Raw genomic sequence first — 24,967 nt, forward strand, 5'->3', positions numbered from 1 at the left:
TTTTCGCAACTTATAGCTTCGCATCAACCTTGCTAAAAGCGCTGGTCCTTGTAAGACAAGGATGGCGCAGCCGTTTATCCTGGACGATTCGATTGCTGCAGCCCTAAGGCAAAGGAAGTACGATCGTCATCGTGGATCCTACATGCTTGATCGAGCTGATGTCGATCGTGCCTCCGTGGTTTTCGATGATGCGGTAGCTGACCGATAACCCCAGACCGAGCCCGTTCTCCTTGGTAGTGAAGAACGGATTCAGAATTTGCTTCAATTCATGATCGCTTAAACCGATGCCGTTATCCTGGATCTTGATCCGTATGTTCTTATGGTCTTTTTCGATGAACAACTGAATGATGCCCCGTTCTTCGACCGCCTCCAAGGCATTCTGCAAAATATTGATCAGCACTTGCTTAATCTGAATCGGATCCGCATCTACAATCAGCTGTTTGTTCAGCTGCGGAGAAACGCTGATCCCGACATTCACATTCTTCATAATGAATTGACTTTCCATAAATTTCACGGTTTCTTGCACCAATTTGTGGATGTCGACCTGCTTGCGGTCTGGTACGCTGGGCTTGGCCATAATCACGAATTGCGAAATCAATTCATTCAGCCCCAGCAGCTCATTGTACACCATTTCGATATACAGTTGTTCTTTCTCCTGCGGGATCGTGCCGGCCTTGATCATCTTAATAAAACCGATGATGGAAGTAAGCGGATTCCGAATCTCGTGCGCGAGGCCGGCGGCCATCTTCCCGATGGCGGAAAATTTCTCCGAAGCGATAACCTGCTTCTCAAGAATATGCTTCTCCGTAATATCGCGGAATTGAGCGTACATGCCTTTGACCCGCAGTTGATTATCATAGATCACGGAGCTGTCGAACTGGCAGACGAGTCCTCCGTTCAGCGGATTGCCGAAGGTCATTTCGAGATTCTCGAATGATTTCCCTTGCTCCAGCACCTCATACATTTTGCGGCCGAACGGCTCAATATCAAATACGGAACTGCCGATCAGCTCCGACTTGCTGTGCTGGGTAGCTTGTTCGATAAAATTGTTGCATTCGGTAATACGTCCGTAATTGTCCGTAATAATAATGCCGTGCCTCATGCTATCGATCAAGATGCGGTTGAGGAGATCCAACTGCCGGTTGTTTCTTCGAAGCAGCAATTCCCGTTCAATGGAGTCGACGATGTTGCTTAACAGAGTCAGATAAACGGGGTTATTCTGCTCCAGGCTGGTCATGAGCGATATGGTACCGGAAAGCGGAAGGGCAGTCTCGAAATAAAAAGGTACGCTGTAGCAGGCGGAATTGTGCAGCGCTTTGTGGAAATGATCCGGCCCGAGCAGGGCTACGGGTTTATTCAATTTGGAAGCCAGGTACACGGAATTCGTTCCCATCGCGTCTTCACTGTATTGAATGCCTTTGATGATGCCCAGATCCATAATCGTTTTTTTAATTAATTGATCTCCGTACATTTCCAGAACGAAGCCTTCTTCATCGGTCAGCACCAGAAGAAGCGGGGTATGGCTCAGGAGATGCATGATGCGGCCTGCGAACAAGCTCATGACGGACAGCAGCTCGTCATACTTCATCTTTCTTATGTACAATTCGCGATCGGACAATCTTTGGGTAGGTTTGGGGATGGCATCAGGGTCAAGTCCTGAACATTTACAACGCTCTTTCGATTCATCAATTTGAAATATCACATTGCTAACCATGATTTAGTTGACTCCCAATCCGCGGAATTCCATAATATGGATTACAAATAATCATAAAGGAACATTGCTAAAAATGATGTCTCAATATGTCGAAGTCAAAAAAAATTTCAAAGAAAATAAAAAAAATTTTCATCGGTGTCTGGGGGAAGCCGTCCTGTAAAATGAAAGCATCCAAGAGCAGGCGGGCTGCACTTGGATGCTCGGTCGGCTGCTATTGGGCGAAGGGGGCTGCGCCCTGCTGCTGCATCGGCTGATACGTATGAAGGAACGTCTTCGCCGTGTGGTCATTCATAGTAGGCACCTGATACTGTCCTAGTTGGTTCATGAGCATGAACACCTCGTAAGCTTGTTCGGCACACAGGTTCGCTCCCTGCTGCAGCATTTGTCTGACGTTCGGGTCCGCACACTCCAGTGCCGCTTGCATGTGCAATTTGGCCGAGCTCTTGTGGCAGGACAGCATGGCGCAGAGCACCTGATTATCGTTTAGCGTACCCTGGAGGACGGGAGCCACAGGCTGCGGCTGCCGAAGTCCATATTGGATTTGCTGCGGCTGAGTGCCGGAAAGGATACCCGGTCCGGAAGTCTGCATCGGACGGGCAGCGCTGTAATCGTGCGTATAGCCGACCAGCTGATTGTAAGATGCGACGGCGGTTTGCAAATGCCTGTCGATCATGCTGCGGATTTGGCCGTTTTGGACCATTTGGGTATAGAGCGAGAAGTGATTGATCAGATTGATCTTTTCATTCAAAATTTCATGAGCTTCCAAGGTTTCGTGTGCGCCGAACGGCATGGGAACAACAGCTCCTTTGACAGTTAAAGTGGTTTGGGCAATGACGCCATGGTTACTTTAACCAAATGCGGAAGCTTTTATTAATGCGCAGGGGATTGTTCTTCATACAGGTCAACAGGAGACGAAGGGATCTTCTTTGAAATATATTCCTGGAAAAAGGGTTTGCTGTTAACCGGAATAGTACAATTCAATGCAGGGCCAAGGTATAATGAAGGGGATCAAACGTAAAGGACGTGCTTTCCTTTGAGCGGAATCCATCTGTATGAAAGCAAGCATCAGGAGAGTTATGCGCTTCGGATCCACCATCATCCTAATTTCCAGTTTCTTTATGTGATCGAGGGTACAGGCAGCCTGCTCTTGAATGGACGGAGTCACCCGCTGGGACAGGATCACGCCGTGCTGATACAGCCTTATACGGAGCATGCGGTGTCGTCGGATGCGCAGCTTACGGTGCTGGTACTTGCCTTTGACGACGGCATGCCTTACGAGCCGGCCTGTTCTGAGACGCCGCGTCCGCTCTTCGCGGAATCGGAGTTGCTCCGGCTGAACGCCTTCAGCGCCAACGAGCTGAGGCTCCTTCTTCGCAAGCTGCTGTACGAGCAGAGCCAGAAGGATCCGCTCAGCGGGCTGCAGATGAAGCTGTATGTGCAGGAGCTGCTGCTCCTGCTGGCCCGGGCCCGCGGGGCGACGCAAGCGGCGGATGCCAATGCGCTTCGGGCGGAACGCATCCACAGCTACATCGATTTGCGCTATTACGAGCCGCTGACGGCCGATGATTTGGCATTCAAGCTGGGGGTGGGGACGCGGCACGCCAACAATATTTTCAAAGAGCGGTATGGCATTACGCCGATGCAATATTTAACGGAAGCCCGGATTCGGGTGGCGAAGAAGCTTCTGGTCGAATCGGACAAAGATATCGTCTCGATCTGCTTCGAGGTCGGGTACGAATCGGTTCCGACGTTTTACCGGGCGTTCAAGAACACGGTCGGTCTTTCTCCCAACAAATTCCGACAGCAGCACCAAGAAATCGCGAATGCCTTCCAATAGTGAGAAACGAATGCTTATTTTCGTAAGACAAGGGGAGTGCCCTCGTCTAAACTGAACGTAAGCTTATCGCATTTCAACTTATGGAAGGGGAATTACGATCCAATGACGACGCATAACATAGGCATTATTATGAACGGGGTTACAGGACGGATGGGGACCAATCAGCATCTGATCCGCTCGATTAAGGCGATCCGCGAGCAGGGCGGCGTGACGCTGCCAAGCGGGGATATCCTGATGCCCGATCCGATTCTGGTGGGCCGCCAGGAGCATAAGGTGCGGGCGCTCGCCGAAAAGCACGGCATCTCCCGCTGGAGCACGGACCTTGATGCTTGTCTTGCGAACGATTCCGATACGATTTACTTCGATTCACAGACGACGGCGCATCGCGCAGCAAGTATTAAGAAAGCGATTGCAGCTGGCAAGCATATTTATTGCGAGAAGCCGACGGCGGACAGCTTGGCGGAATCGCTGGAGCTGGCCAGGCTGGCACGCGAGGCGGGAGTGAAGAACGGGGTTGTACAGGACAAATTGTTCCTGCCGGGACTCATCAAGCTGAAGCGTCTTGTCGATTCGGGCTTCTTCGGGCGCATTCTTTCCGTGCGGATGGAATTCGGCTATTGGGTGTTCGAGGGCGATTGGCAGCCGGGACAGCGCCCATCCTGGAATTACCGCAAGGAGGACGGCGGCGGCATCATCGTCGATATGTTCGCGCACTGGCGCTATGTGCTCGACAATTTGTTCGGAGAAGTGAAATCGGTTTCCTGCCTTGGCGTCACCCACATTCCGGAGCGGGTGGACGAGCAAGGCAAACCGTACGAAGCTACGGCGGACGACGCGGCTTATGCGACATTCGAGCTGGAAGGCGGCATTATCGTGCAAGCGAACTCCTCTTGGGCCGTCCGCGTCAACCGGGACGATCTGCTGACGATTCAGGTGGACGGTACGGAAGGCACCGCGGTAGCAGGACTCCGCGACTGCAAGGTGCAGCACCGCGTCAATACGCCGAAGCCGGTATGGAATCCGGACATTCCGAATCCGTTCAAGTTCCTGGAGCAGTGGCAGGAAGTGCCGGACAACCAGATTTTTGACAATGGCTTCAAGGTACAGTGGGAGCTGTTCCTGAAGCATGTAGCGACGGATTCCCCGTTCCCTTGGGATTTGCTCGAAGGGGCTAAGGGTACGCAAATGGCCGAGCTCGGCCTCCAGTCCTGGAGCGAGCGCCGCTGGATCGATGTGCCAGAGCTGAAGCTGTAGGAGGGATGAGCATGATTCCGATATTGCAGCTGCCCCGTGCGGGCGGCGAGCTGTATGTGTATACCCCGCGGCACGCGGCGCCGATTCTTCCGCCCGCCCGGCCGCTGACGAGCCGTATTGCCTTCTCGGCCGCGCACGTCGTCTGCGATCCGTTCGCCGATACGGATCCGCTGAGCAATGCGCAGATCGACTGGGATGCGACGATGGCTTACCGCCGTCATCTCTGGTCCTTGGGATTATCCGTGGCGGAGGCGATGGATACCGCCCAACGGGGGATGGGGCTGAATTGGACCGGGGCGCAGGAGCTCATCCGCCGATCGGTCGCCGAAGCCCGCGCGGCCGGCGGCCGGATCGCCTGCGGAGCAGGGACGGACCATCTGGCCCCAAGCGCGCAGGTGACGCTGGAGGCGGTGGAGGCCGCCTATGAAGAGCAGGTATCGTTTGTTGAAGGGCTCGGAGGCCAAGTCATCCTGATGGCCAGCCGTGCGCTTGCCGCCTGCGCGAAGAGCCCGGAAGACTATGAACGGGTATACGGCCGTATCCTAAGCCAAGTTTCCCAGCCGGTCATCCTGCACTGGCTCGGGGATATGTTCGATCCTGCGCTGGCCGGGTATTGGGGAGAGAAGGACCTCGACCGGGCGATGGAGGTTTGTCTGCGGGTGATCCGCGAGCACGCGGACAAAGTGGACGGCATCAAGATTTCGCTGCTCGACGCCGAGAAGGAAATCCGCATGCGCCGGCTGCTGCCCGAGGGAGTGAAGATGTATACCGGCGACGATTTCAATTATCCGGAGCTGATCCGGGGAGACGAGCAAGGCTACAGCCATGCGCTGCTTGGCATCTTCGACGCGATTGCCCCCGCGGCGGCGGCGGCGATTGCGGCGATGGACGAAGGCGACATGGAGCGCTATGTGGCGCTGCTGGAGCCGACGATCGCGCTGTCCCGGCACATTTTCCAGAGGCCGACCTTCGCTTACAAAACGGGGATCGTCTTCATGGCGTACCTGAACGGCCATCAATCGCATTTCCGCATGATCGGCGGGGCTGAGGGCGCGCGTTCCATGGTGCATCTGGCGAACTTGTTCGTGCTGGCGGATCAAGCCGGATTGTTGTCCGACCCGGAGCTGGCGGTTCGCCGCATGAAGCATGTACTGGCTTTGTCCGGTATACAGTAACCTAGCCAAGGAGGAAGCTATGGAACATAAACCGTTAACGTCCATCGATCGACTCAGCTTGAATCAAATTACGACGGACCGCTGGAGCCTGCGGGAAGCTGTGGAAGGCAGCGTCCGGGCCGATATTCCTTGGATCGCCTTATGGCGGCATAAGGTGGCTGAAACCGGGCTGGCCGAAAGCCGGCGGCTCGTAAGGGATGCCGGACTTCGCGTCTCGAGCCTGTGCCGGGGCGGCATGTTTCCGGCAGCATCGGTGGAGGAGCGGAGAGCCAAAATCGACGATAACCGCAGGGCCGTAGATGAAGCGGCGGAGCTCGGAGCCGACGTGCTGGTGCTGGTTTGCGGACCGGCACCCGATAAGGATATCGCCGGCGCGCGCAGGATGGTGGAGGAAGGGATTGCGAAGCTTGCGCCCTACGCCGAGTCCTGCGGCGTCAGGCTCGGCATTGAGCCGCTTCATCCGATGTATGCGGCCGAACGGTCAGTGATTAACACGTTGGCGCAGGCTAATGCGATTGCGGAGCAGTACAGCCCGAATCAAGTAGGGGTTGTAGTCGACGTCTTCCACGTCTGGTGGGATCCGGAGCTCTACAGCCAGATCGAACGTGCGCGCGGCCGCATTCTCGGCTTCCATGTGTCCGACTGGATCGTCCCGACGCCGGACCTCTTGATGGGCCGGGGCATGATGGGCGACGGCGTCATCGATCTCCGCCGAATACGCCATGCCGTCGAGGACGCAGGGTATGACGGGCCGATCGAAGTGGAAATTTTCAATCAGGCCATCTGGGATCGTCCCGGCGACGAAGTGCTCTCGCTCATGAAAGAAAGGTACCTTCAGCACTGTTAATGCCGGATTCGCCGCATTCGGTCCAATAAGTTAGACGATATTCCTCAGCGGATCCCGTGTTCGGGTTTGCTGAGGTTTTTCGGTTGAGGTATGATGGAAAAAAAGAATTGGCGAACCTTCGGTAAAGGTGGAAGAGGGGGATTGCATTGTCGCGAGTCGTGGATATCCAATCGTCTCGGATCCGGAATTTTTTTGCGTTTCAGCGGGATCCCCTCGGATTTCTGGTCGAGGTGCTGCACGATGGGGATGTCATCTCCTTGCGCAGCGGCCGCAAACGGCCGAGCTATATCGTCAATTCGCCCGAGTTTGTTTATGAAATTCTGGTAGCCCAGGAATCGTCCTTCGTGAAAGGGCGTTCTTCTCAGGTGCTCCGCCGGACGATAGGCGACGGTCTGCTCACAACCGAGCGCGAAACGCATCACAAGCAGAAGCAGCTTCTGCAGCCCGCATTCTACAAGGAACGGATCCAGGCCTACGCCAGGACCGTTGTAGAAGAAGCCGAACGAGCGGCGGAGCGGCTGCCTGTAGGCCAACCGGTATCGCTCAGCGAATCGATGATGCAGCTCACGCTGACCATTATTGCCCGTACGATGTTTGCTGCCGATCTGGAAGACCGTAAACAGGAGCTTGCCGCTGCGGTGAACGCTACGATCGAACGTACGGCACGGACACTGTTCTCGCCGGTCATCCTTCCGCTGAGCTTTCCAACCCCCGGCAACCGGGTACATCGAGGCGCAATCCGAACGCTCGAATCGATGGTTTACGAGGTGATTTCGGAAGCCCGTAGCGACCCTGACCGGTTTCATCCGACGCTGCTCGGAATGCTGATGGATACGCGCGATACGGCCGGTCGGCCGCTGGCTGAAACCGAAATCCGCGATCAGATGATGACGATGCTGCTGGCGGGTCATGAAACGACGGCGAACCTGCTCTGCTGGATCTGGTATTTGCTTGGGGAGCACCCCGAAGCGGAAGCGCGGTTCCACGAAGAAGCGGACAGGGCGGCTGCCGATCCGGAGGGCGCTTATGACGCTTACCGGTCGCTCAGCTTCACGCAGCAGATCATCCAAGAAACGCTGCGGCTCTATCCCCCGGCCTGGACGATCCTGCGGGAGAGCGACAGGGAAGTTACGATGCTGGGACATCGGTTTCCGGAGATCAGCTTTTTTATGATCAGCCCTTACGCCATGCACCGCAACGGGAACGTATTCGAGGATCCTCTGGCGTTTCGTCCAGAACGATTCCGCGAAGGGGCCGGGCCATGGCCGAGGTTCTCCTATTTTCCGTTCGGAGGCGGCTCGCGGAGCTGCATCGGGGCGAATTTCGCTCTGATGGAAGCGGCGCTGATTCTGAGCGTGCTGGGGCGGAGGTTTCGCTTCCGCCGCGCGGACGCGGCTCCGGTCCGGCCGGAGCCCCTCGTATCGCTGCGGATTCGCGGCGGACTTACCATGATAGCCGAACCAAGATAACCATTCATGAGGAGAGCTGCGTTACATGAGAACCGAGAACCAAATTCAAAGAAAGCTTAACGAGTTCAAGCAGCAGCTTCAAGCGGCGGAAGCCCGGCTGGCTGCCGCCGAAGCGGATGAGGAGCGGCAGCGGATCGAACGGGACATTCATCATTTGGAGGACAAAATGATGCTTCTGGAATGGGTTCTATTCGAACCGACCGGCAGCTATCACGGGTAAGGAAGAAGCTTATTATGGGGAAGGGGACATGGGAATGCGGATCGATGCGCATCAGCACTTTTGGGTAAGGGAACGCGGGGATTACGACTGGATCTCGCCGGAGATGAAACCGATTTATCGGGACTTTCTGCCGGAGGATCTGCTTCCGGAGCTGGAGCGTAACGGCTTCGACAAGTCGATCGTCGTCCAGGCGGCTCCGACCGTGCGCGACACGGAATTTATGCTGGAGCTGAGCGAACGGACGGATCGAATCGCGGGCGTTGTAGGCTGGCTCGACCTGCAAAGTCCCGGCTATAAGAAGGATTACGAGCGCTTTCGGAAGCACCGTGCGTTCGTCGGTATCCGCCTGATGATCCAGGAAATGCCCGATGCCCGGGAAGCGCTGCAGCCTGCCATCGTGGAGGCGCTGAGGTTCTTGGCCTCCGAGGACTTGCCTGTGGATCTGCTGATGCGTTCCCATCAGCTGCCGGAAACGTTGGAATTGCTGAAGGCCATACCCGGGCTAAGGGGGGTTATTGATCATATCGCGAAGCCGGATATTGCGCATGACCAGTGGGAGCCGTGGCGTACGCAAATGGAGGAAATCGCATCGCAAGGCAATATTTATTGCAAGCTGTCCGGCATGGTGACGGAAGCGGACCCGCAGCGGCTGGAGCCTGACGTCTTCGCCCGGTATGTGCGGCACATCGCGAGCGTTTTTGGAACGGAGCGGATCATGTTCGGCAGCGACTGGCCTGTTTGCCTGCTCGCCGCCGGCTACGACGAAGTGGTACGGATCGTGGAGGAGACGCTGCCCGAGGTCTCCGATCCCGCTGTGCGGGCCAATATCTTTGGCTTGAACGCGGCGCGCTTTTATAAGCTGGAGCATTTGCTGTGAAGCTAAGGCTGCCTTAAGGGCAGCCTTCAGGCTGTAAAGAAACACTTAAATAGAGATCTGCCTTGGTACTCCGGTGGGGTACCCCCCTTCGGCCGTTGTTGTTATCGGAAAATTTTCAATTTATTCTGCTATGCAGCGGTCATTTTCCGATAACAAAGGCGGACGCTATCGCTCCTACGGGGGATACCCCACCTTATACCCTTGCATCTTCTGCATATCCGGGTTTCTCAACAATCTGAAGGCTGCTTTAAGGGCGACCTTCTTTTTTTCTGGTAATCGGAAAATCGTATGGAAATAGAGCTGCCGAAGCAGTTACACGGATTCTTAATCATCTTGAGCATTTTATTATTTTTTCAAAATCGGTATCCATATTTCACTTTTGAAAGATGGTGAAGCTACATCTTTATTCTCATTCCACAGGATCTCCGGACCTTCGATTTGTTCATAGTTTGAGGACGGAAACCATTCGGAATAAATGCGTCCCCATACATTTTGCAGCGTATCAGGGAATGGCCCGATGGCTTCGAATACAGCCCATGTTGAGGCAGGAACTTCAAGCTGTGTTAAGTTATCTGGACACGCATTAGTTGTTGCTACGCCGATATAGTGATCAAGCTCCCCTTTTTCCTCCATCCTGCCTTCCGAAAAGTTCGCGGATGCATTAAGCAGTCCCATAGGCTCGACATTAGAAAGGTTTTTTAGTTTATTTATCGTTTCACCATCTAAGCTTTCCCACATTGAGGCAATCTCCGGATTAACCCCTTTGAAAATAATAGGAACTCTTTTCTTAATACCCACAATGCGAAATGCCTCTTTTTCTTCAATTCGGTAGTTCATTTCACTTCCTCCTTTAATTGATAGCTGGAAGGTCATTTGTGGATAAGCTTTAAGCGAATGGCCGCTATTTCTGGCTTCTGACGGTGTTATGCCATGTAAATTTTGAAAAGCTCGTGCAAAAGAATCCGGCGAGTTGTATCCGTATTTTATCGCAATGTCAATGACCTTTACGCTGCTGTCTTTTAGCTCAAACGCTGCAAAAGTAAGCCGTCTGCGGCGGATGTATTCCGATAGCGATATACCTGCTAGGAAGGAAAACATCCTTTTAAAATGATATTCGGAGCAGAAAGCCAATCTTGCGACCTCTTTAAAATCAATATCGCCCGTAAGGTTTTCTTCAATATACTTTATCACTCCATTCATGTTCTTAAGCAAATCCATCATATGACCTCCTTGATCATAAGATAAACGATCCGCATGACTGTCCATTTTACGGCTAAAAACAAAAATAAACAAAAATAAATATACAAATACGGACATTGGTGTTATGATATCTAAAGATAAAACATACAAAACAATGGGAAACGGGAGGAAACAGACAAGTGGTTGCTAACTTATGGAATGACGACAAGGCATCGCAGGCAGGAAACGGATTAGGAGAGCTCGTATACCGCTCCAATCTTCTCGGAACCGATCGCTCGGTTGCGAACTGGGGAGGCGGGAATACGTCGATGAAGACGATCGAGACCGACTTCCGCGGCCGTCCGGTGGAGGTTATGTGGGTGAAAGGCAGCGGCTCGGATCTTGCGACGATGAAAGCGGGCAATTTCACAGGCCTTCGGATGGAAGACATCCGTCCCTTGATTGACCGCGAGTCGATGACCGATGAAGACATGGTCGCTTATCTTGCCAACTGCATGATCGAAAGCAAGCATCCGCGGGCTTCGATCGAGACGCTGCTGCATGCGTTCCTGCCGTTCAAGCATGTCGATCATACGCATCCGGATGCGATTATTTCGCTCTGCTGCGCAGACAACGGCAAAGAGCTGGCGAAGGAGATTTACGGCGACCGTTTTGTCTGGGTTCCGTATGTGCGTCCCGGCTTCACGCTGTCCAAGATGATCGCCGAAGGCGTGAAGAACAACCCCAAAGCCGAGCTGGTGCTGATGGAGAAACATGGTCTAGTCACCTGGGCCGATAACTCCCATGACTGCTACCTGAAGACGCTCGCGATCATCGGGGAAGCCGAGCGCTTCATCGAATCACGGGTGCAGGAAGCGTCGCTGTTCGGAGGAGCGAAGCACGAGACGCTGGCGGAGGAAGACCGCCGCAGCATTCTGGCGCAGGTGCTTCCGGTCGTTCGCGGCGCGGTCAGCGAAGGCAAGAAGATGATCGTCACCTACGATGACGGAGCCGACGTGCTGCAGTTCGTCAACAGCAAGGATGCCGCCGCGCTGTCCCAGGTGGGCGCCGCTTGTCCGGACCATCTGGTGCATACGAAGATGAAGCCGCTTTTTATCGCATGGGACCCGGCCGGACAAGACGCAGAAGCTCTGCTGCAGGCCTTGAAGGAAGGCATAGCGGCTTATAAGGAAGAATATAAAGCTTACTTCGAACGCAACAAAAACGACGGCGACCGCATGTTCGAAGCCGCGCCGCGCGTCATCCTCATTCCGGGCATCGGCATGCTGAATACCGGTAAGAGCTGGGCGATGGCGGACGTCAGCGGGCAGCTGTACCATCGGGCGATTTCCGTCATGCGCGGCGCCACTTCGCTCGGCAAGTTCGTTTCGCTTAGCGAAAATGAGTCGTACAACGTGGAATATTGGCCGCTCGAGCTCTACAAGCTGACGCTCGCTCCGGCCGAAGCGGAATTTTCCCGTAAGGTGGCCTTCGTTACCGGGGGCGCCGGCGGCATCGGAAGCGCTACGGTCAAGCAGTTCCTGAAGGACGGCGGGCACGTGGTGATCGCCGATCTGAATATCGAGGGAGCGCAGAAGCTTGCGGAGGAGCAGAATGCCCAGTACGGCGCAGGACGCGTGCTTGCCGTGAAAATTGACGTAACGAAGGAAGAGGAAGTGGTGGCGGCCTTCCGCGAAACGGTGCTGGCATACGGCGGCGTCGATATCGTAGTGAACAATGCCGGACTTGCGACATCCAGCCCCTTCGACGAGACGTCGCTGAAAGAATGGAACCTGAACATGAACGTGCTCGGCACCGGTTATTTCCTCGTGGCGAGAGAAGCGTTCAAGATCATGAAAAAACAGGCGATCGGTGGTAACATGGTGTTCGTGGGCTCCAAAAACTCCGTCTACGCGGGGAAAAACGCCTCCGCCTACAGCACGGCCAAAGCGGCGGAAGTGCACTTAGCCCGCTGCATCGCGGCGGAAGGCGGCGAGTTCGGCATTCGCGTCAATACAGTGCTGCCGGATGCGATTCTGCAAGGCTCCGCCATCTGGAACTCCAGCTGGAGGAACGAACGGGCCGCGGCTTACGGAATCGAGCCGGACCAGCTCGAGGAATATTACCGGAAGCGGACAACGCTGCTCGTGAACATTTATCCGCAGGATATCGCCGACGCCATCGCGTTCTTCGCTTCCTCCAAGTCGGAGAAGACGACGGGCTGCATGCTGACCGTCGACGGCGGCGTGCCGGCAGCATTTATGCGATAACGCTCCAATAAATATAAGGAAAGGACGCGAACCGCATGAACCGCGAAGCAGCGCCCAAAGGGCATTCGTTATGGTTTATCCCGGACGGGTACATTCCGCCGGAAAGCTCCGGCAGCCTGGAAAGCCATGAATCCGTATGCGTTCTGAATTGCAACAAGGAAGACGTAACGGTGGCGATCACCGTCTTCTTCGAGGATCGTCCGCCGATCGAACGGATCGAGGTTGTGGTTGAAGGACGGCGTACGAAGCATATCCGCACCGCCGGACTGCAGAAGGACGGCGAATCCATTCCGAAGGGGGTTCCTTACGCCATGGAGGTAGAGGCCAGTCTGCCGATTATCGTGCAGTACAGCCGTTTGGATGCGACCCAGCCCGCGAATGCGCTGATGTCCGTTATCGCTTTTCCTTCCTGATTATGCAATCCTCCGAGGGGGCCCGCGGCTGCGGGCCGGTTCCTCGGCTACATTTTAAATAGTAAAGGGTGACTAACCGTGAGCGATAAAGCGTATGTGTTGTTCGAAGAACAGCAGCGTAACCGGGGAATCGATCTGGACCAAGTGAAGGAACGGTTGAAAGCGTTAAAAGTGGAAACGCCTTCTTGGGGCTATGCCGATCAAGGGACCCGCTTCAAAACGTTCCAGAAAGTCGGCGTGCCCCGCAATACGTACGAGAAAATGGAGGATGCGGCACAGGTCCATAAATTTACGGGCATTTGTCCTTCCGTCGCCGTTCATATTCCGTGGGATAAGGTGGACGATTATGCGCACTTGAAGGAGCATGTCGCGAATCTGGGCATCAAGATAGGTGCGGTAAATCCTAACTTGTTCCAGGATGACGATTACATGCTGGGCAGCGTGACGAATTCTAAGGAAGCGATCCGCCGCAAAGCGACCGGGCATCTGCTCGAATGCGTAGATATCGCCAAAACGGTAGGCTCCGACATCCTGAGCCTGTGGTTTGCGGACGGCACGAACTATCCGGGTCAGGCTGACATCCGTAAGAGAGTCCAATGGATGTACGAAAGCTTGAAGGAAATGTACGCCGCAATGACGCCGGACATGCGCATGCTCATCGAATACAAGTTTTATGAGCCGGCCTTCTATCATACCGACTTGGCGGACTGGGGCATGGCCTTCAACATGGCGAACAAGCTGGGACCGCAGGCGGAAGTGCTTGTCGATACGGGACATCATGCGCAGGGCACGAATATCGAGCATATCGTCGCTTATTTGATCGGGGAGAAGAAGCTGGGAGGCTTCCATTTCAACAGCCGGAAATATGGGGATGACGACCTGATTGTCGGCTCGGTCAACCCTTACGAGCTGTTCCTGATTTTTTATCAGATCCTCGATGCGGCTGCGGACGTTGATCCGGGAGTGAGCCGTACGGCGAACAACATTGCGTACATGATTGACCAAAGCCACAACATCGAAGCGAAGATCCCGGCCATGATCCGCTCGGTCCTCAACGTGCAGACGCAGTATGCCAAGGCGCTGCTGATCAATCTGGACGAGGTGCGGGAAGCGCAGGAGGCGCAGGATGTGCTGGTCGCGGAGAATGCGGTTCGCAAGGCGTTTGAGTTCGACGTCACTCCGTTGCTGCAGGCGGTCCGGGAAGAAATGGGCGTGCCGGCGGATCCGATGCAGGCTTATCTGGAGGACAGCTATGGGCAGGACATTCTCGCCCGCGGCAAGGGCGGTGCCAGCTGGTGAGCCGGACGGCGCAATCGGTGCTGGCGATCGACCTGGGCGCGGGCAGCGGCCGGGCGGTGATCGGCCGGTTGACGCAGGGAGGGGGCCCGGATGATCTTCGGCTCAGCATGGAGGAGATTCACAGGTTCCCGAATGACCCGGTGCGGGTCGGCAAGCACCTTCACTGGGATATTCTCCGCTTGCTGCACGAGATTAAGCAAGCGATCCTGAAGGCCGTGCAGCTGGAAGGAGATCGGCTCGGGAGCATCGCCATTGACTCGTGGGCGGTCGATTTCGGATTAATCGGTACGGACGGGCAGCTGCTCGGCAATCCGTATCATTACCGCGACCATCATACGGACGGCGTCATGGAGGAAGTATGCGCCAGGCTGGGCCGCGAGCGAATCTTCGCGGCCTCGGGTCTTCAATTTCTTCAGTTTAACACGATCTATCAGCTTGCCGCGCTGCAAGCGCAGCAGCCCGGGCTGATGGACCGGGCCGATAAGCTGCTGATGATTCCGGATCTGCTGCGTTATTTTCTTACGGGCGAAATGCACAGCGAGTATACGAATGCCTCGACTACGCAGCTGTTAAATCCGGTGACCCGAACCTGGGATGCGGGACTGCTTTCGGATTTAGGGTTGTCCCCTTCGCTGCTGCTCCCGCCGCAAGCATCCGGGATTCGGGCGGGGACACTGTCGCCCGAAGTATGCGCGGAGCTGGGCGTGCCCCCCATCCCGGTCGTGACGGTAGGCGAACACGATACCGCTTCCGCAGTCGTCGCCGTGCCTGCCGAAGGCAAGGATTTCGCTTACCTCAGCTGCGGCACTTGGTCGCTGCTCGGAACGGAGCTGCCTGCTCCCGTCTTGACGGAACAGGCGCTGACTTGGAACTTCACCAATGAAGGGGGGGTTCAAGGCACCACCCGCCTGCTCAAAAATATTATGGGGCTGTGGCTGGTGCAGGAAAGCCGCAGAGCGTGGGAGAAGGCGGGAAGCCGCTTATCCTTCCCTCAGCTGGTTCAGGCCGCGGAGTCGGCGGCACCGTTCGTCTCGTTCATCGATCCGGATGACGATGCCTTCCTGAATCCGGGCCATATGCCCGAAGCGATTCAGGCATATTGCGCGCGTACGGGTCAGCCGGTTCCGGCTTCGGAAGGAGAAATTATACGGTGCGTGCTCGAAAGCCTTGCTCTGAAATACCGGTTCGTGCTGGAGCGAACCGAACGTTTGACCGGCAAGAGGTTCGATGGGCTTCATATGGTCGGGGGAGGCATTCAGAACAGCCTGCTCTGCCGATTCACGGCAAACGCGCTGCAGCGGCCCGTATGGGCCGGACCGGTAGAAGGTAGTGCGATCGGCAATATTGTTGTACAATATATGGCATTGGGCGTATGGAATACGCTGCATGAAGCCCGTCAGGTCATCCGCAGCTCGTTCCCGGTACGAACCTATTCACCGGAGAACGTCGACGGATGGGCCGAGGCTTATGAACGGTTTCGCGGAATCATCGGCGAATAAATCATTCTTGCATTGTCAGGAGCATGAAAGGAAACGAGGCGGGCATCCATGCTGGTAGCAGAGCGGTGGCACAAAATAGTTGGGTTGGTCAATGAGCGGGGAAGCATCCGGGTTACGGAGCTCAGCGAAATTTTTCAAGTGACGGAGGAAACGATCCGCCGTGATTTGGATAAGCTCGAGAACGAAGGCAAGTTGCTCCGCAGCCACGGCGGCGCGGTAAGCATCCGCACGGAGACGGAGCAGGTGCAGGAAATACCGTATCCCGAACGCGAGACGATGAATACGGAGCAGAAGCGGATTATAGCGGAAGAGGCGATCCGGCAAATCCGGGAGAATGACCGCATTATTCTGGACGCAAGCTCCACGGCCTGGTACATGGCGCAGATTTTGCCCGACTGGCCGCTGACGGTACTGACCAACTCGATCAAGGTAGCCATGGAGCTGAGCCAGAAGGAGAAGGTGCAGGTCATCTCGACCGGCGGATTGCTGTCCTCCCGTTCCTTGTCTTACGTAGGGCCGCTCGCCGAGCGCTCCTTGCGAAGCTATCACGTGGATAAAGCCTTTATTTCCTGCAAGGGGCTGCATTCGGAGCGGGGCCTTAGCGAATCGAATGAAATGCAGGCCTTGATCAAGACCAAGATGATCGATATCGCCGATCAAGTGTTTGTGCTTGCCGACTACAGCAAGTTTGGGCAGCAAGCCTTTGCTCACGTATCGGACTGGCGACCGACGCTTACCGTCATTACCGACGACGGGGCATCGTCGGCCGAGCTCGATAAGCTGAGCGAAAAAGGCATCCGCTGGCTGCAGGCACGGAAATAACAAGTTGACAACAAACCTCCAACATCGCTCATGGAAGCGGTTTTGGAGGTTTTTTCGTTCCTGCTGCTAGTCGAAAGAGAAGGTCAGCTGTACCGGCTGTTCCTGCTCTTGTGCGAGGGGATGCGCCGCCCCGCTTAAAGATTCATCCATTTCCCGCTGACGGTAAGGATCGTAGGACGGCAAGCCGTAAGCTTCGACCAGACGGTGCAGCCGCTCTCGGATGCTGGTGCGGTATGCGCCGGGAGCATAGGCGCCGGAGGAATACATCCCGGCATAAGATGACGTCAAATGCGGGTAGTGGTTCGATAGTGTCTGGAAAAACCACGATTTCACCGCGCTCGAATTCAGCCTCAGCACCGACCCCATGATCCGCTCGGCGCCCCCTTGGGCTGCGGCCTTGACGACGGACTCTATTTGCCCTTCGGAATCGGTAAGCCGTGGGAGAATAGGTGCCATAAACACCGTAACGGGAATGCCGGCATCCGACAGCTTCCGGATCGCTTCCAATCGCTTTGCCGGCGATGGGGTAGCGGGCTCGAATTGCCGCCATACGGTCCGGTCCAGCGTATTCAGCGAGATGTTCACGGAGCTTCCCTTCATCGTTCTTAGAAGATCGGCATCCCGCAAGATAAGCGGGGACCGAGTCGTAATGCTGACCGATACTTCATATTCGGCAAGCACCTCGAGGCATTCCCGCGTCAACCGGGCCTTGGCCTCCAGCGGCTGATATGGATCGGTAGCGGTGCCGATTGCAATCTGGCGGATCGACTTCGTGCGCTGGTTTTTCTTCATCCGTGCCAGCTGCGCGGACAACCGCTCGCGGGCGTTTTCTTTATATAAAATATGGTGCTGAAACGTATCGTCCGTATCCATGCCGAGGAAAGCATGCGTTGAGCGGGCATAACAGAAGCTGCACCCGTGCTGGCAGCCGCGGTAAGGATTAATGGACCATTCGAAGGGCATGGAAGGCGCTTTGACCGGGTTAAGTACCGACTTTACCTCCATAGGAGCATACGTCATTCGTGATGGCATTCGGTCACCTCTTCGTTATACGAATGTATGTTCCTGTTTTATTATACCCGAGCTTATCTGAAACCACAATGCTGCAGCCATACATAAAGATTTGATAAATTGTCAAGTTTAAGGTAAAAAGGAGGGAAGTTCGATGGCCAGAAGAAGAAACCGAAGACCCGTCGTACCGAATGCCGGTCCCGGTCTGGACCGTTTCAAAGCGGAGGTGATGCGGCGCGAGGGCTATGCGGCGGACCCTGCGCGTCCCGATGCCGTGAAGTACGAGGTCGCGAAGACGCTGGGCGTTCCGCTGCAGGAAGGCAACAACGGACGTTTGACGACGGAGCAGGCAGGCAAGGTTGGCGGACAAATTGGCGGTACGATGGTGCGGGAAATGATCCGAATGGCGCAGGAAGAGCTGCTTAAGAAGCAATGAGCGTCAAGACGGGTGAGTGCCGGCCTCGACGGCCCGGGATCGTACCCGGACGGCGAGGCTTTTTTTTGCGTCGTCTTGTGATTATTTTCACAGCGTTCCAGCATATACAGGATTACAATAAGGTCATCCGAAGTTAAAGGAGGCTGAGTCCTTATGACAATAGAGCAGTCACCGATGATGCAAAGCGCCCGCCCTACCCTGTTCGTCGAGGCGATGGATCGGCTCAAAGCCGAGCATGACGAGTTAAGAGCCCTTCTCTACAACATTCGAAACAAAGGAAACGGCGTCGCTTCCGCCAGCACGATCCCTGCCGCCCGTGCCCGCCTTCAGGAGCTTCGCTCCGACGTTACGGCGATGATGAAGAAGCTTCAGCAGCATGCGGACTGGGAGGAACGCGAGCTGTTTCCGATGCTGTCCCGGTATTTTCACCGGATGTATGCGCCGTCCATCCTGCCTTCCATCTGGGTCATGGAGAAGGATCACCAGCTGGCGGAGCTGTTCGTCCAATCGTTTATGGAGTCCGTAAACGGGTATTTGGCGGGGCAGCCGATCCCGGTCAAGGAAACGGTATCGCATCTTGTGCAAGCCTGCCTCATTCTCACGGAGCATTTGAATCTGGAGGAAGAGGTCGTGTATCCGATGACCGAGCAAATTTTAACCGATCTGGACAGTTTATTCTCATAAGAGACAAAGGAGATGATACGGCCATGGTCACCTGCGATACCTGCGGTAAGCAGAACAGAGAAGGGGAGCTGGGTACGAACTGGATTTGCGCGGATTGCCGCGTAATTCCCAATGAAGAACCTGATGGGAAGCGGCCGGTTGACGGTGAAGGGAACGAATCCTTTCGGCCGGCAGGAATAGTTTTCTGTGATGTTTATCATAGTGGGGAGTCTTCTGAACATATACGATAGAGGATGTAATAAATTGGGAACGGTTAGACGGAGGAGGAGAAGACCATGGCTGTAAAGGAATCGAAGGTAGAGACGAGGGTATCGGCTCAGGAGGAAGTAGGCCGGTTGGTTGCGCAGGCGAGGCAAGCTCAGAAGGAATGGCTGGAGAAGAACCAGGAGCAGGTTGACGTGATTGTTCAGCAAATGGCGCTGGCAGGTCTTGATCGGCATATGGAGCTGGCGAAGCTGGCGGTAGAGGAGACCGGACGCGGCGTGTATGAAGACAAGATCACCAAGAACATCTTCGCAACGGAATACATTTACCACAGCATCAAGAACAACAAAACGGTCGGCATTATCGAGACGAATCCCTATGAGCACTACCATCTGGTTGCTGAGCCGATCGGCATCATTGCCGGTGTAACTCCGGTTACGAATCCGACGTCCACGACGATGTTCAAAGCGCTGATTGCCGCCAAGACGCGCAATCCGATCATCTTCGCATTCCATCCGTCCGCCCAGCTCTCCAGCACTGCAGCGGCCGCGACGCTTCGTGCGGCGGCGGTTTCCACCGGCGCTCCCGAATACTGCATCCAATGGGTGGAGCACCCCTCGGTGGAGGCTACGCAGCTGCTGATGAATCATCCCGATGTCGCCCTGGTTCTCGCCACCGGCGGGTCCTCCATGGTCAAGTCGGCTTACAGCACCGGCAAGCCCGCGCTTGGCGTCGGGCCAGGCAACGTACCCTGCTTCATCGAGAAGACTGCGGATCTGGAGCAGGCGGCTACGGATTTGATCTTGTCCAAAACATTCGACAACGGCATGATCTGCGCTTCCGAGCAGGCCGTCATTATCGAGGAACCGATCTACGATAAAGTAAAGAAGCTGATGAGCGGTTACGGCTGCTACTTTCTCAATAAGGAAGAAACCGAAGCGGTATCCAAGCTGGTGATCAACCCGGAAAAATGCGCCGTCAACGCCGTAATCGTCGGCCAATCGGCCGTCCGGATCGCGTCGATGGCCGGAATCGCCGTTCCGGTGGATACGAAGGTGCTGGTGGCCGAGCTTCAGGGCGTAGGCGAAGCGTACCCGCTGTCGGCGGAGAAGCTGAGCCCCGTGCTCGCCTGCTACAAAGTGAGAAACGCCGAGGCGGGTATCCAGCGTGCCGCCGAGGTGGTCGCCTACGGCGGGATGGGCCACTCCTCCGTCATTCACTCCAAGAATGACGAAGTCATCCGTGCTTTCGCCGCCCGACTTCAAACCGGACGCGTCATCGTCAATTCGCCGTCCACACACGGAGCCATCGGCGATATTTATAACACGAACCTCCCGTCCCTGACGCTCGGCTGCGGCTCATACGGGCACAACTCGACTACGGCCAATGTAACGGCGGTCAATCTATTGAACGTGAAGCGGGTCGCGGAACGGACGGTCAACATGCAGTGGTTCAAGCTGCCGCCCAAGGTTTATTTTGAGAAAGGCTCCACTCAATATTTGGAGAAAATGCCGGACATCTCGCGCGTTATGATCGTAACCGACCCGATGATGGTGAAGCTCGGCTATGTCGAGCGGGTCGAATATTATTTGCGCAAGCGGAAGCAGCCCGTTCACATCGAGGTATTCAGCGATGTGGAGCCGGATCCGTCGGTCGATACGGTGGACCGGGGAACCGAGCTGATGGCACGGTTCCAGCCCGATTGCATCATCGCTCTCGGCGGCGGCTCCCCGATGGACGCGGCGAAGGCGATGTGGCTGTTCTACGAATATCCGGATACGAGCTTCGATTCGCTGAAGCAGAAATTCATGGATATCCGCAAGCGCGTGTACAAATATCCGAGACTGGGCCGCAAGGCGAAGTTCGTGGCTATTCCGACGACGTCGGGGACGGGCTCGGAGGTGACGTCGTTCGCCGTCATTACGGATAAGAACAAAGGGAATACAAAATATCCTTTGGCCGATTACGAGCTGACGCCGGACGTGGCCATCGTCGATCCCGAGTATGTGTACAGCCTGCCCAAGACGGCCGTCGCGGATACGGGGATGGATGTGCTGACCCATGCGATCGAAGCGTATGTGTCGGTGATGGCGAGCGATTATACGGACGGTCTGGCCATCAAGGCGATTCAGTTGGTATTCCAATATTTGGAAAAATCGTACACAACAGGGGATCCGGTAGCCCGCGAGAAAATGCACAACGCTTCAACCATTGCCGGCATGGCCTTCGCCAATGCATTCCTTGGCATCAATCATAGCCTGGCGCACAAATGGGGCGGCGAATTCCACACCGCACACGGCCGCACGAATGCCATCCTGATGCCGCATGTCATCCGGTACAATGCGCAGAAGCCCACGAAATTCGCTTCCTTCCCGAAATACGGGCATTTCGTCGCCGATGAGCGCTATGCCGAGATCGCCCGAGTCCTCGGTCTGCCGGCCCGCACGACGGAGGAAGGCGTAAACAGCCTTATCGAGGCGATTCGGAAGCTGAACAAGGCGCTCGGCATTCCCGAGAAGTTCCAGGATCTCGGGTTTGATCCGGACGTATTCGAGGCCAAGGTCGACGAGCTGGCGAATCGGGCGTTCGAGGATCAATGCACCACCGCGAATCCGAGGATGCCGCTTGTCACGGAGCTCGCAGATGTGTACCGCCGGGCGTTCTACGGCAGGTTCCAAGCTTGAATCGTTTACCTTATGGAGGAGGCGCATTACCATGCTGATGAAAGAAGAGAATGTACGTGCGGGGAACCCTTGGCGGGGGTTCCGCCCGGGCAAATGGCAGGAAAGGATCGACGTGAAGGATTTCTTGGACCGCAATCTGACGCCTTACTTCGGCAACGGGGATTTTCTCGCGGGGCCGACGGCGGCTACGATCGAATTATGGCAGCAGGTCAGCGAACTTCTGCGGCAGGAGCGGGAGAACGGCGGCGTACTGGATGTGGACACGAAGACCGTATCGACGATCACCTCGCACGCCCCGGGCTACATTGACCGGGAGCTGGAGCGGATCGTCGGACTGCAGACGGATGCTCCGCTGAAGCGGTCCATCCAGCCATTCGGCGGCATCCGGATGGTCGCCGACGCTTGCGAGGCTTACGGCTACAAGCTCCCAAGCGAGCTGGAGACTCTGTTCACCGACCTACGTAAGACGCACAACCAAGGCGTATTCGACGCTTACACGACCGAGATGCGAACGGCCCGGAAGGCCGGCATCATCACCGGTTTGCCTGACGCGTATGGCCGCGGCCGCATTATAGGCGATTACCGCCGCGTCGCTTTGTACGGGGTGGACGCGCTCATCGAAGAGAAGAAGAGCGATCTGCGACAGCTCGAGGTCGACGCCATGATCGAAGAGATCATCAGGGCTAGAGAGGAACTGTCCGAGCAGATCCGCAGCCTGGAAGAGCTGAAACGGATGGCCCGAAGCTACGGCTTCGATATCTCGAGGCCGGCGGCGGACGCGAGGGAAGCCGTGCAGTGGGTTTACTTCGCCTATCTAGGCGCGATCAAGGAGCAGAACGGGGCGGCCATGAGCCTCGGGCGGGTTTCCAGCTTCCTGGACATCTACATCGAGCGCGATCTGCAGAACGGTACGCTTGCCGAAGAGGAAGCCCAGGAGCTGATCGATCATTTCGTCATGAAGCTGCGGCTCGTCAAATTCCTTAGGACGCCGGACTATAACGAGCTGTTCAGCGGCGATCCGACGTGGGTGACGGAATCGATAGGCGGAATGGCGCTGAGCGGGGAGACTCGCGTCACCAAGAGCTCCTTCCGGTTTCTGCACACGCTCTATAACCTCGGCCCCGCGCCGGAACCGAATTTAACGGTGCTCTGGTCGGAGCGTCTGCCGGAGCATTTCAAGAACTACTGCGCCAAGGTATCGATCGAAACGTCCTCCATCCAGTATGAGAGCGACGATCTCATGCGGCCGCATTTCGGCGACGACTACGGCATCGCCTGCTGCGTATCCGCCATGCGGATCGGCAAGCAGATGCAATTCTTCGGGGCACGGGCGAATCTCGCCAAGGCGCTGCTGTATGCGATCAACGGCGGGCTGGACGAAAAGCTCGGCATTCAGGTTGGCCCTGCCCTGGGGCCGATCCGCTCCGATGTGCTCGATTACGATGAAGTGATGAAGAAATACGACACGGTGCTGGAATGGCTCGCGCGGCTGTACATGAATACGCTCAACGTCATCCACTACATGCATGACAAATATTGCTACGAGCGTCTGGAGATGGCCCTGCACGACCGTGAAATCCTGCGGACGATGGCTTGCGGCATCGCCGGCTTGTCGGTCGTAGCCGATAGCCTGAGCGCCATTCGCTACGCCGAGGTCCGGCCGATCCGCAATGAGCGGGGGATCGCCGTCGACTTCGAGATCCGCGGCGAGTATCCGCAGTACGGCAACAACGACGACCGGGTCGACCGCATTGCCGTACAGCTGGCGGAGACGTTCATGAACAAGCTGCGCAAGCATCGGGCTTACCGCGGCGCGCTGCCGACGATGTCCGTGCTTACGATCACGTCGAACGTCGTTTACGGCAAGAAAACCGGCAGCACGCCGGACGGACGCCAGGGCGGCGAGCCGTTTGCCCCGGGAGCGAACCCGATGCACGGCCGCGACCGCAAGGGAGCGCTGGCTTCCCTCGCTTCGGTAGCCAAGCTCCCGTATGAGCACAGCCTGGACGGCATCTCCAATACATTCTCGATCGTGCCCAAGGCGCTTGGCCGGGACGAAGCGGACCGGACGCGCAATCTCGTGGCGCTGCTGGATGGCTATGCGCAGAGCGGGGGTCACCATCTCAATGTGAATGTGTTCAATCGGGAACAACTGCTGGACGCTATGGAGCATCCGGAGCAATATCCGCAGCTCACGATTCGCGTCTCCGGCTATGCCGTCAATTTCATTAAACTGACCCGGGAGCAGCAGCTCGATGTGCTGAACCGAACATTCCACGGAACGATCTGAGCAAGGGAGCCGGCATTTATGACAACCGCACGCATTCATTCGATAGACACCTTCGGTACCGTGGACGGCCCGGGCATTCGTTTCGTATTATTCCTTCAAGGATGCGCGCTGGCGTGCCAGTTCTGCCACAATCCGGATACATGGGATCCGGAGAAGGGCCGGTCTGCGGATGTGGAGGAGATTCTGGAGGAGCTGGAGCTGTACCTGCCTTACTACCGCTCCTCCGGCGGAGGCATTACCGTCACGGGCGGGGAGCCGACGCTGCAGGCTTCGTTCGTCGCGCAGCTGTTCCGCGAATGCAAGCGGCGTTTTGGACTGACGACGGCGCTGGATACATCCGGCTTCTGCGATCCGGACCATGCCGAGGAGCTGCTGGAGGCGACGGACCTCGTGCTTCTCGATCTGAAGCATATTCGGAGGGAGAAGCACATCGAGCTGACGGGACAGCCCAATGACCGGATTCTGCGGTTTGCCCGGCGGCTGTCGGACCGGAGGCAGCGCATGTGGATCCGGCACGTACTCTTACCGGGCATCAACGATAGTGCGGGGGACCTCATGGCGCTTGGCGCGTTCATCGGGACGCTGAACAGCGTGGAGGAGATCGAGGTCATCCCTTACCACCGGATGGGCGTGTACAAATGGCAGCAGCTCGGTCTGGCCTATCCGCTCGAGGGGGTTCCTCAGCCGGGAGAATCCGAAGTCCGACGGGCGCAAGACTTTATCGAACGGGGAAGGAAGGGTTCGGTCGACAGGCCGCAGCCTTAGGCTTCCGGAAACAAAGAG

21 protein-coding genes are annotated in these 24,967 nt (G+C 56.2%); 17 read left to right on the forward strand and 4 right to left on the reverse strand.

The window, feature by feature from the left end:
- Window positions 1-103: 103 nt before the first annotated feature.
- A complete protein-coding gene (locus O9H85_RS05845) occupies window positions 104-1,714 on the reverse strand; it encodes an ATP-binding protein (RefSeq protein WP_269880344.1) in 1,611 nt (536 codons plus the stop codon).
- Window positions 1,715-1,925: 211 nt separating this feature from the next.
- Window positions 1,926-2,504, reverse strand: coding sequence for a spore coat protein (locus O9H85_RS05850; protein WP_269880345.1), 579 nt, complete (start codon window positions 2,502-2,504; stop codon window positions 1,926-1,928).
- Window positions 2,505-2,747: 243 nt separating this feature from the next.
- Here O9H85_RS05850 and O9H85_RS05855 point away from each other — a divergent pair, with 243 nt between their 5' ends.
- The 7 genes from O9H85_RS05855 to O9H85_RS05885 all read left to right on the forward strand — a co-directional run bounded on the left by O9H85_RS05855 (window position 2,748) and on the right by O9H85_RS05885 (window position 9,393).
- Window positions 2,748-3,551 carry a helix-turn-helix transcriptional regulator gene (locus O9H85_RS05855; protein WP_269880346.1) on the forward strand — a complete coding sequence of 268 codons (804 nt, stop codon included), beginning with the start codon at window positions 2,748-2,750 and terminating at the stop codon, window positions 3,549-3,551.
- Window positions 3,552-3,653: 102 nt separating this feature from the next.
- The gene (locus tag O9H85_RS05860) at window positions 3,654-4,805 is read left to right on the forward strand and encodes a Gfo/Idh/MocA family protein (RefSeq protein WP_269880347.1); all 1,152 of its coding nucleotides are present in this window, start codon (window positions 3,654-3,656) and stop codon (window positions 4,803-4,805) included.
- An 11-nt stretch (window positions 4,806-4,816) separates the two neighbouring features.
- Entirely contained in the window at window positions 4,817-5,980 is a 1,164-nt protein-coding gene (locus O9H85_RS05865) for a dihydrodipicolinate synthase family protein (RefSeq protein ID WP_269880348.1), read from the forward strand.
- 19 nt (window positions 5,981-5,999) lie between these two features.
- Complete coding sequence (locus O9H85_RS05870) at window positions 6,000-6,827, forward strand: sugar phosphate isomerase/epimerase family protein (protein WP_269880349.1); 828 nt, start codon at window positions 6,000-6,002, stop codon at window positions 6,825-6,827.
- A 146-nt stretch (window positions 6,828-6,973) separates the two neighbouring features.
- Window positions 6,974-8,296 carry a cytochrome P450 gene (locus tag O9H85_RS05875; protein WP_269880350.1) on the forward strand — a complete coding sequence of 441 codons (1,323 nt, stop codon included), beginning with the start codon at window positions 6,974-6,976 and terminating at the stop codon, window positions 8,294-8,296.
- Window positions 8,297-8,321: 25 nt separating this feature from the next.
- On the forward strand, window positions 8,322-8,516 hold the full coding sequence (locus O9H85_RS05880; protein ID WP_269880351.1) for a hypothetical protein: 195 nt from the start codon (window positions 8,322-8,324) through the stop codon (window positions 8,514-8,516).
- Window positions 8,517-8,544: 28 nt separating this feature from the next.
- Window positions 8,545-9,393: an amidohydrolase family protein gene (locus O9H85_RS05885; protein WP_333474168.1), complete on the forward strand. Its 849-nt coding sequence runs from the start codon at window positions 8,545-8,547 to the stop codon at window positions 9,391-9,393.
- Between the two features lie 345 nt (window positions 9,394-9,738).
- On the opposite strand, the gene O9H85_RS05890 is transcribed toward O9H85_RS05885, so the two are convergent.
- Window positions 9,739-10,611, reverse strand: a complete 873-nt coding sequence (locus O9H85_RS05890; RefSeq protein ID WP_269880352.1) for an AraC family transcriptional regulator — start codon at window positions 10,609-10,611, stop codon at window positions 9,739-9,741.
- A gap of 161 nt (window positions 10,612-10,772) precedes the next feature.
- Between O9H85_RS05890 and O9H85_RS05895 the strand changes: the two genes are divergently transcribed.
- From O9H85_RS05895 to O9H85_RS05915, 5 genes are all read left to right on the forward strand, one after another.
- Window positions 10,773-12,842 (forward strand): bifunctional aldolase/short-chain dehydrogenase, encoded by a 2,070-nt coding sequence (locus O9H85_RS05895; RefSeq protein ID WP_269880353.1) that lies wholly within the window; start codon window positions 10,773-10,775, stop codon window positions 12,840-12,842.
- A 35-nt stretch (window positions 12,843-12,877) separates the two neighbouring features.
- The gene (locus O9H85_RS05900; protein ID WP_269880354.1) at window positions 12,878-13,255 is read left to right on the forward strand and encodes a sensory rhodopsin transducer; all 378 of its coding nucleotides are present in this window, start codon (window positions 12,878-12,880) and stop codon (window positions 13,253-13,255) included.
- A 78-nt stretch (window positions 13,256-13,333) separates the two neighbouring features.
- On the forward strand, window positions 13,334-14,554 hold the full coding sequence (gene rhaI, locus O9H85_RS05905; RefSeq protein WP_269880355.1) for an L-rhamnose isomerase: 1,221 nt from the start codon (window positions 13,334-13,336) through the stop codon (window positions 14,552-14,554).
- Window positions 14,548-16,053 (forward strand): rhamnulokinase, encoded by a 1,506-nt coding sequence (locus O9H85_RS05910; RefSeq protein WP_269880536.1) that lies wholly within the window; start codon window positions 14,548-14,550, stop codon window positions 16,051-16,053. Before rhaI ends, O9H85_RS05910 begins: the two co-directional genes overlap by 7 nt.
- A gap of 48 nt (window positions 16,054-16,101) precedes the next feature.
- Window positions 16,102-16,875 (forward strand): DeoR/GlpR family DNA-binding transcription regulator, encoded by a 774-nt coding sequence (locus tag O9H85_RS05915; RefSeq protein ID WP_269880356.1) that lies wholly within the window; start codon window positions 16,102-16,104, stop codon window positions 16,873-16,875.
- 66 nt (window positions 16,876-16,941) lie between these two features.
- Here the strand turns inward: O9H85_RS05915 and O9H85_RS05920 are convergent, their stop codons facing one another.
- Entirely contained in the window at window positions 16,942-17,907 is a 966-nt protein-coding gene (locus O9H85_RS05920; RefSeq protein ID WP_269880358.1) for an SPL family radical SAM protein, read from the reverse strand.
- A 133-nt stretch (window positions 17,908-18,040) separates the two neighbouring features.
- Between O9H85_RS05920 and O9H85_RS05925 the strand changes: the two genes are divergently transcribed.
- The 5 genes from O9H85_RS05925 (at window position 18,041) to pflA (ending at window position 24,949) form a co-directional block, all read left to right on the forward strand.
- Complete coding sequence (locus tag O9H85_RS05925; protein ID WP_269880359.1) at window positions 18,041-18,322, forward strand: alpha/beta-type small acid-soluble spore protein; 282 nt, start codon at window positions 18,041-18,043, stop codon at window positions 18,320-18,322.
- A 153-nt stretch (window positions 18,323-18,475) separates the two neighbouring features.
- Window positions 18,476-19,006, forward strand: a complete 531-nt coding sequence (locus O9H85_RS05930) for a hemerythrin domain-containing protein (RefSeq protein ID WP_269880360.1) — start codon at window positions 18,476-18,478, stop codon at window positions 19,004-19,006.
- Window positions 19,007-19,281: 275 nt separating this feature from the next.
- Complete coding sequence (gene adhE, locus O9H85_RS05935) at window positions 19,282-21,894, forward strand: bifunctional acetaldehyde-CoA/alcohol dehydrogenase (RefSeq protein ID WP_269880361.1); 2,613 nt, start codon at window positions 19,282-19,284, stop codon at window positions 21,892-21,894.
- A gap of 31 nt (window positions 21,895-21,925) precedes the next feature.
- Window positions 21,926-24,184, forward strand: a complete 2,259-nt coding sequence (gene pflB / locus O9H85_RS05940; protein WP_269880362.1) for a formate C-acetyltransferase — start codon at window positions 21,926-21,928, stop codon at window positions 24,182-24,184.
- A gap of 18 nt (window positions 24,185-24,202) precedes the next feature.
- A complete protein-coding gene (pflA, locus tag O9H85_RS05945) occupies window positions 24,203-24,949 on the forward strand; it encodes a pyruvate formate-lyase-activating protein (RefSeq protein WP_269880363.1) in 747 nt (248 codons plus the stop codon).
- Window positions 24,950-24,967: the final 18 nt, after the last annotated feature.

Source organism: Paenibacillus gyeongsangnamensis, assembly GCF_027533625.1.
Lineage (GTDB): Bacteria > Bacillota > Bacilli > Paenibacillales > NBRC-103111 > Paenibacillus_G > Paenibacillus_G gyeongsangnamensis.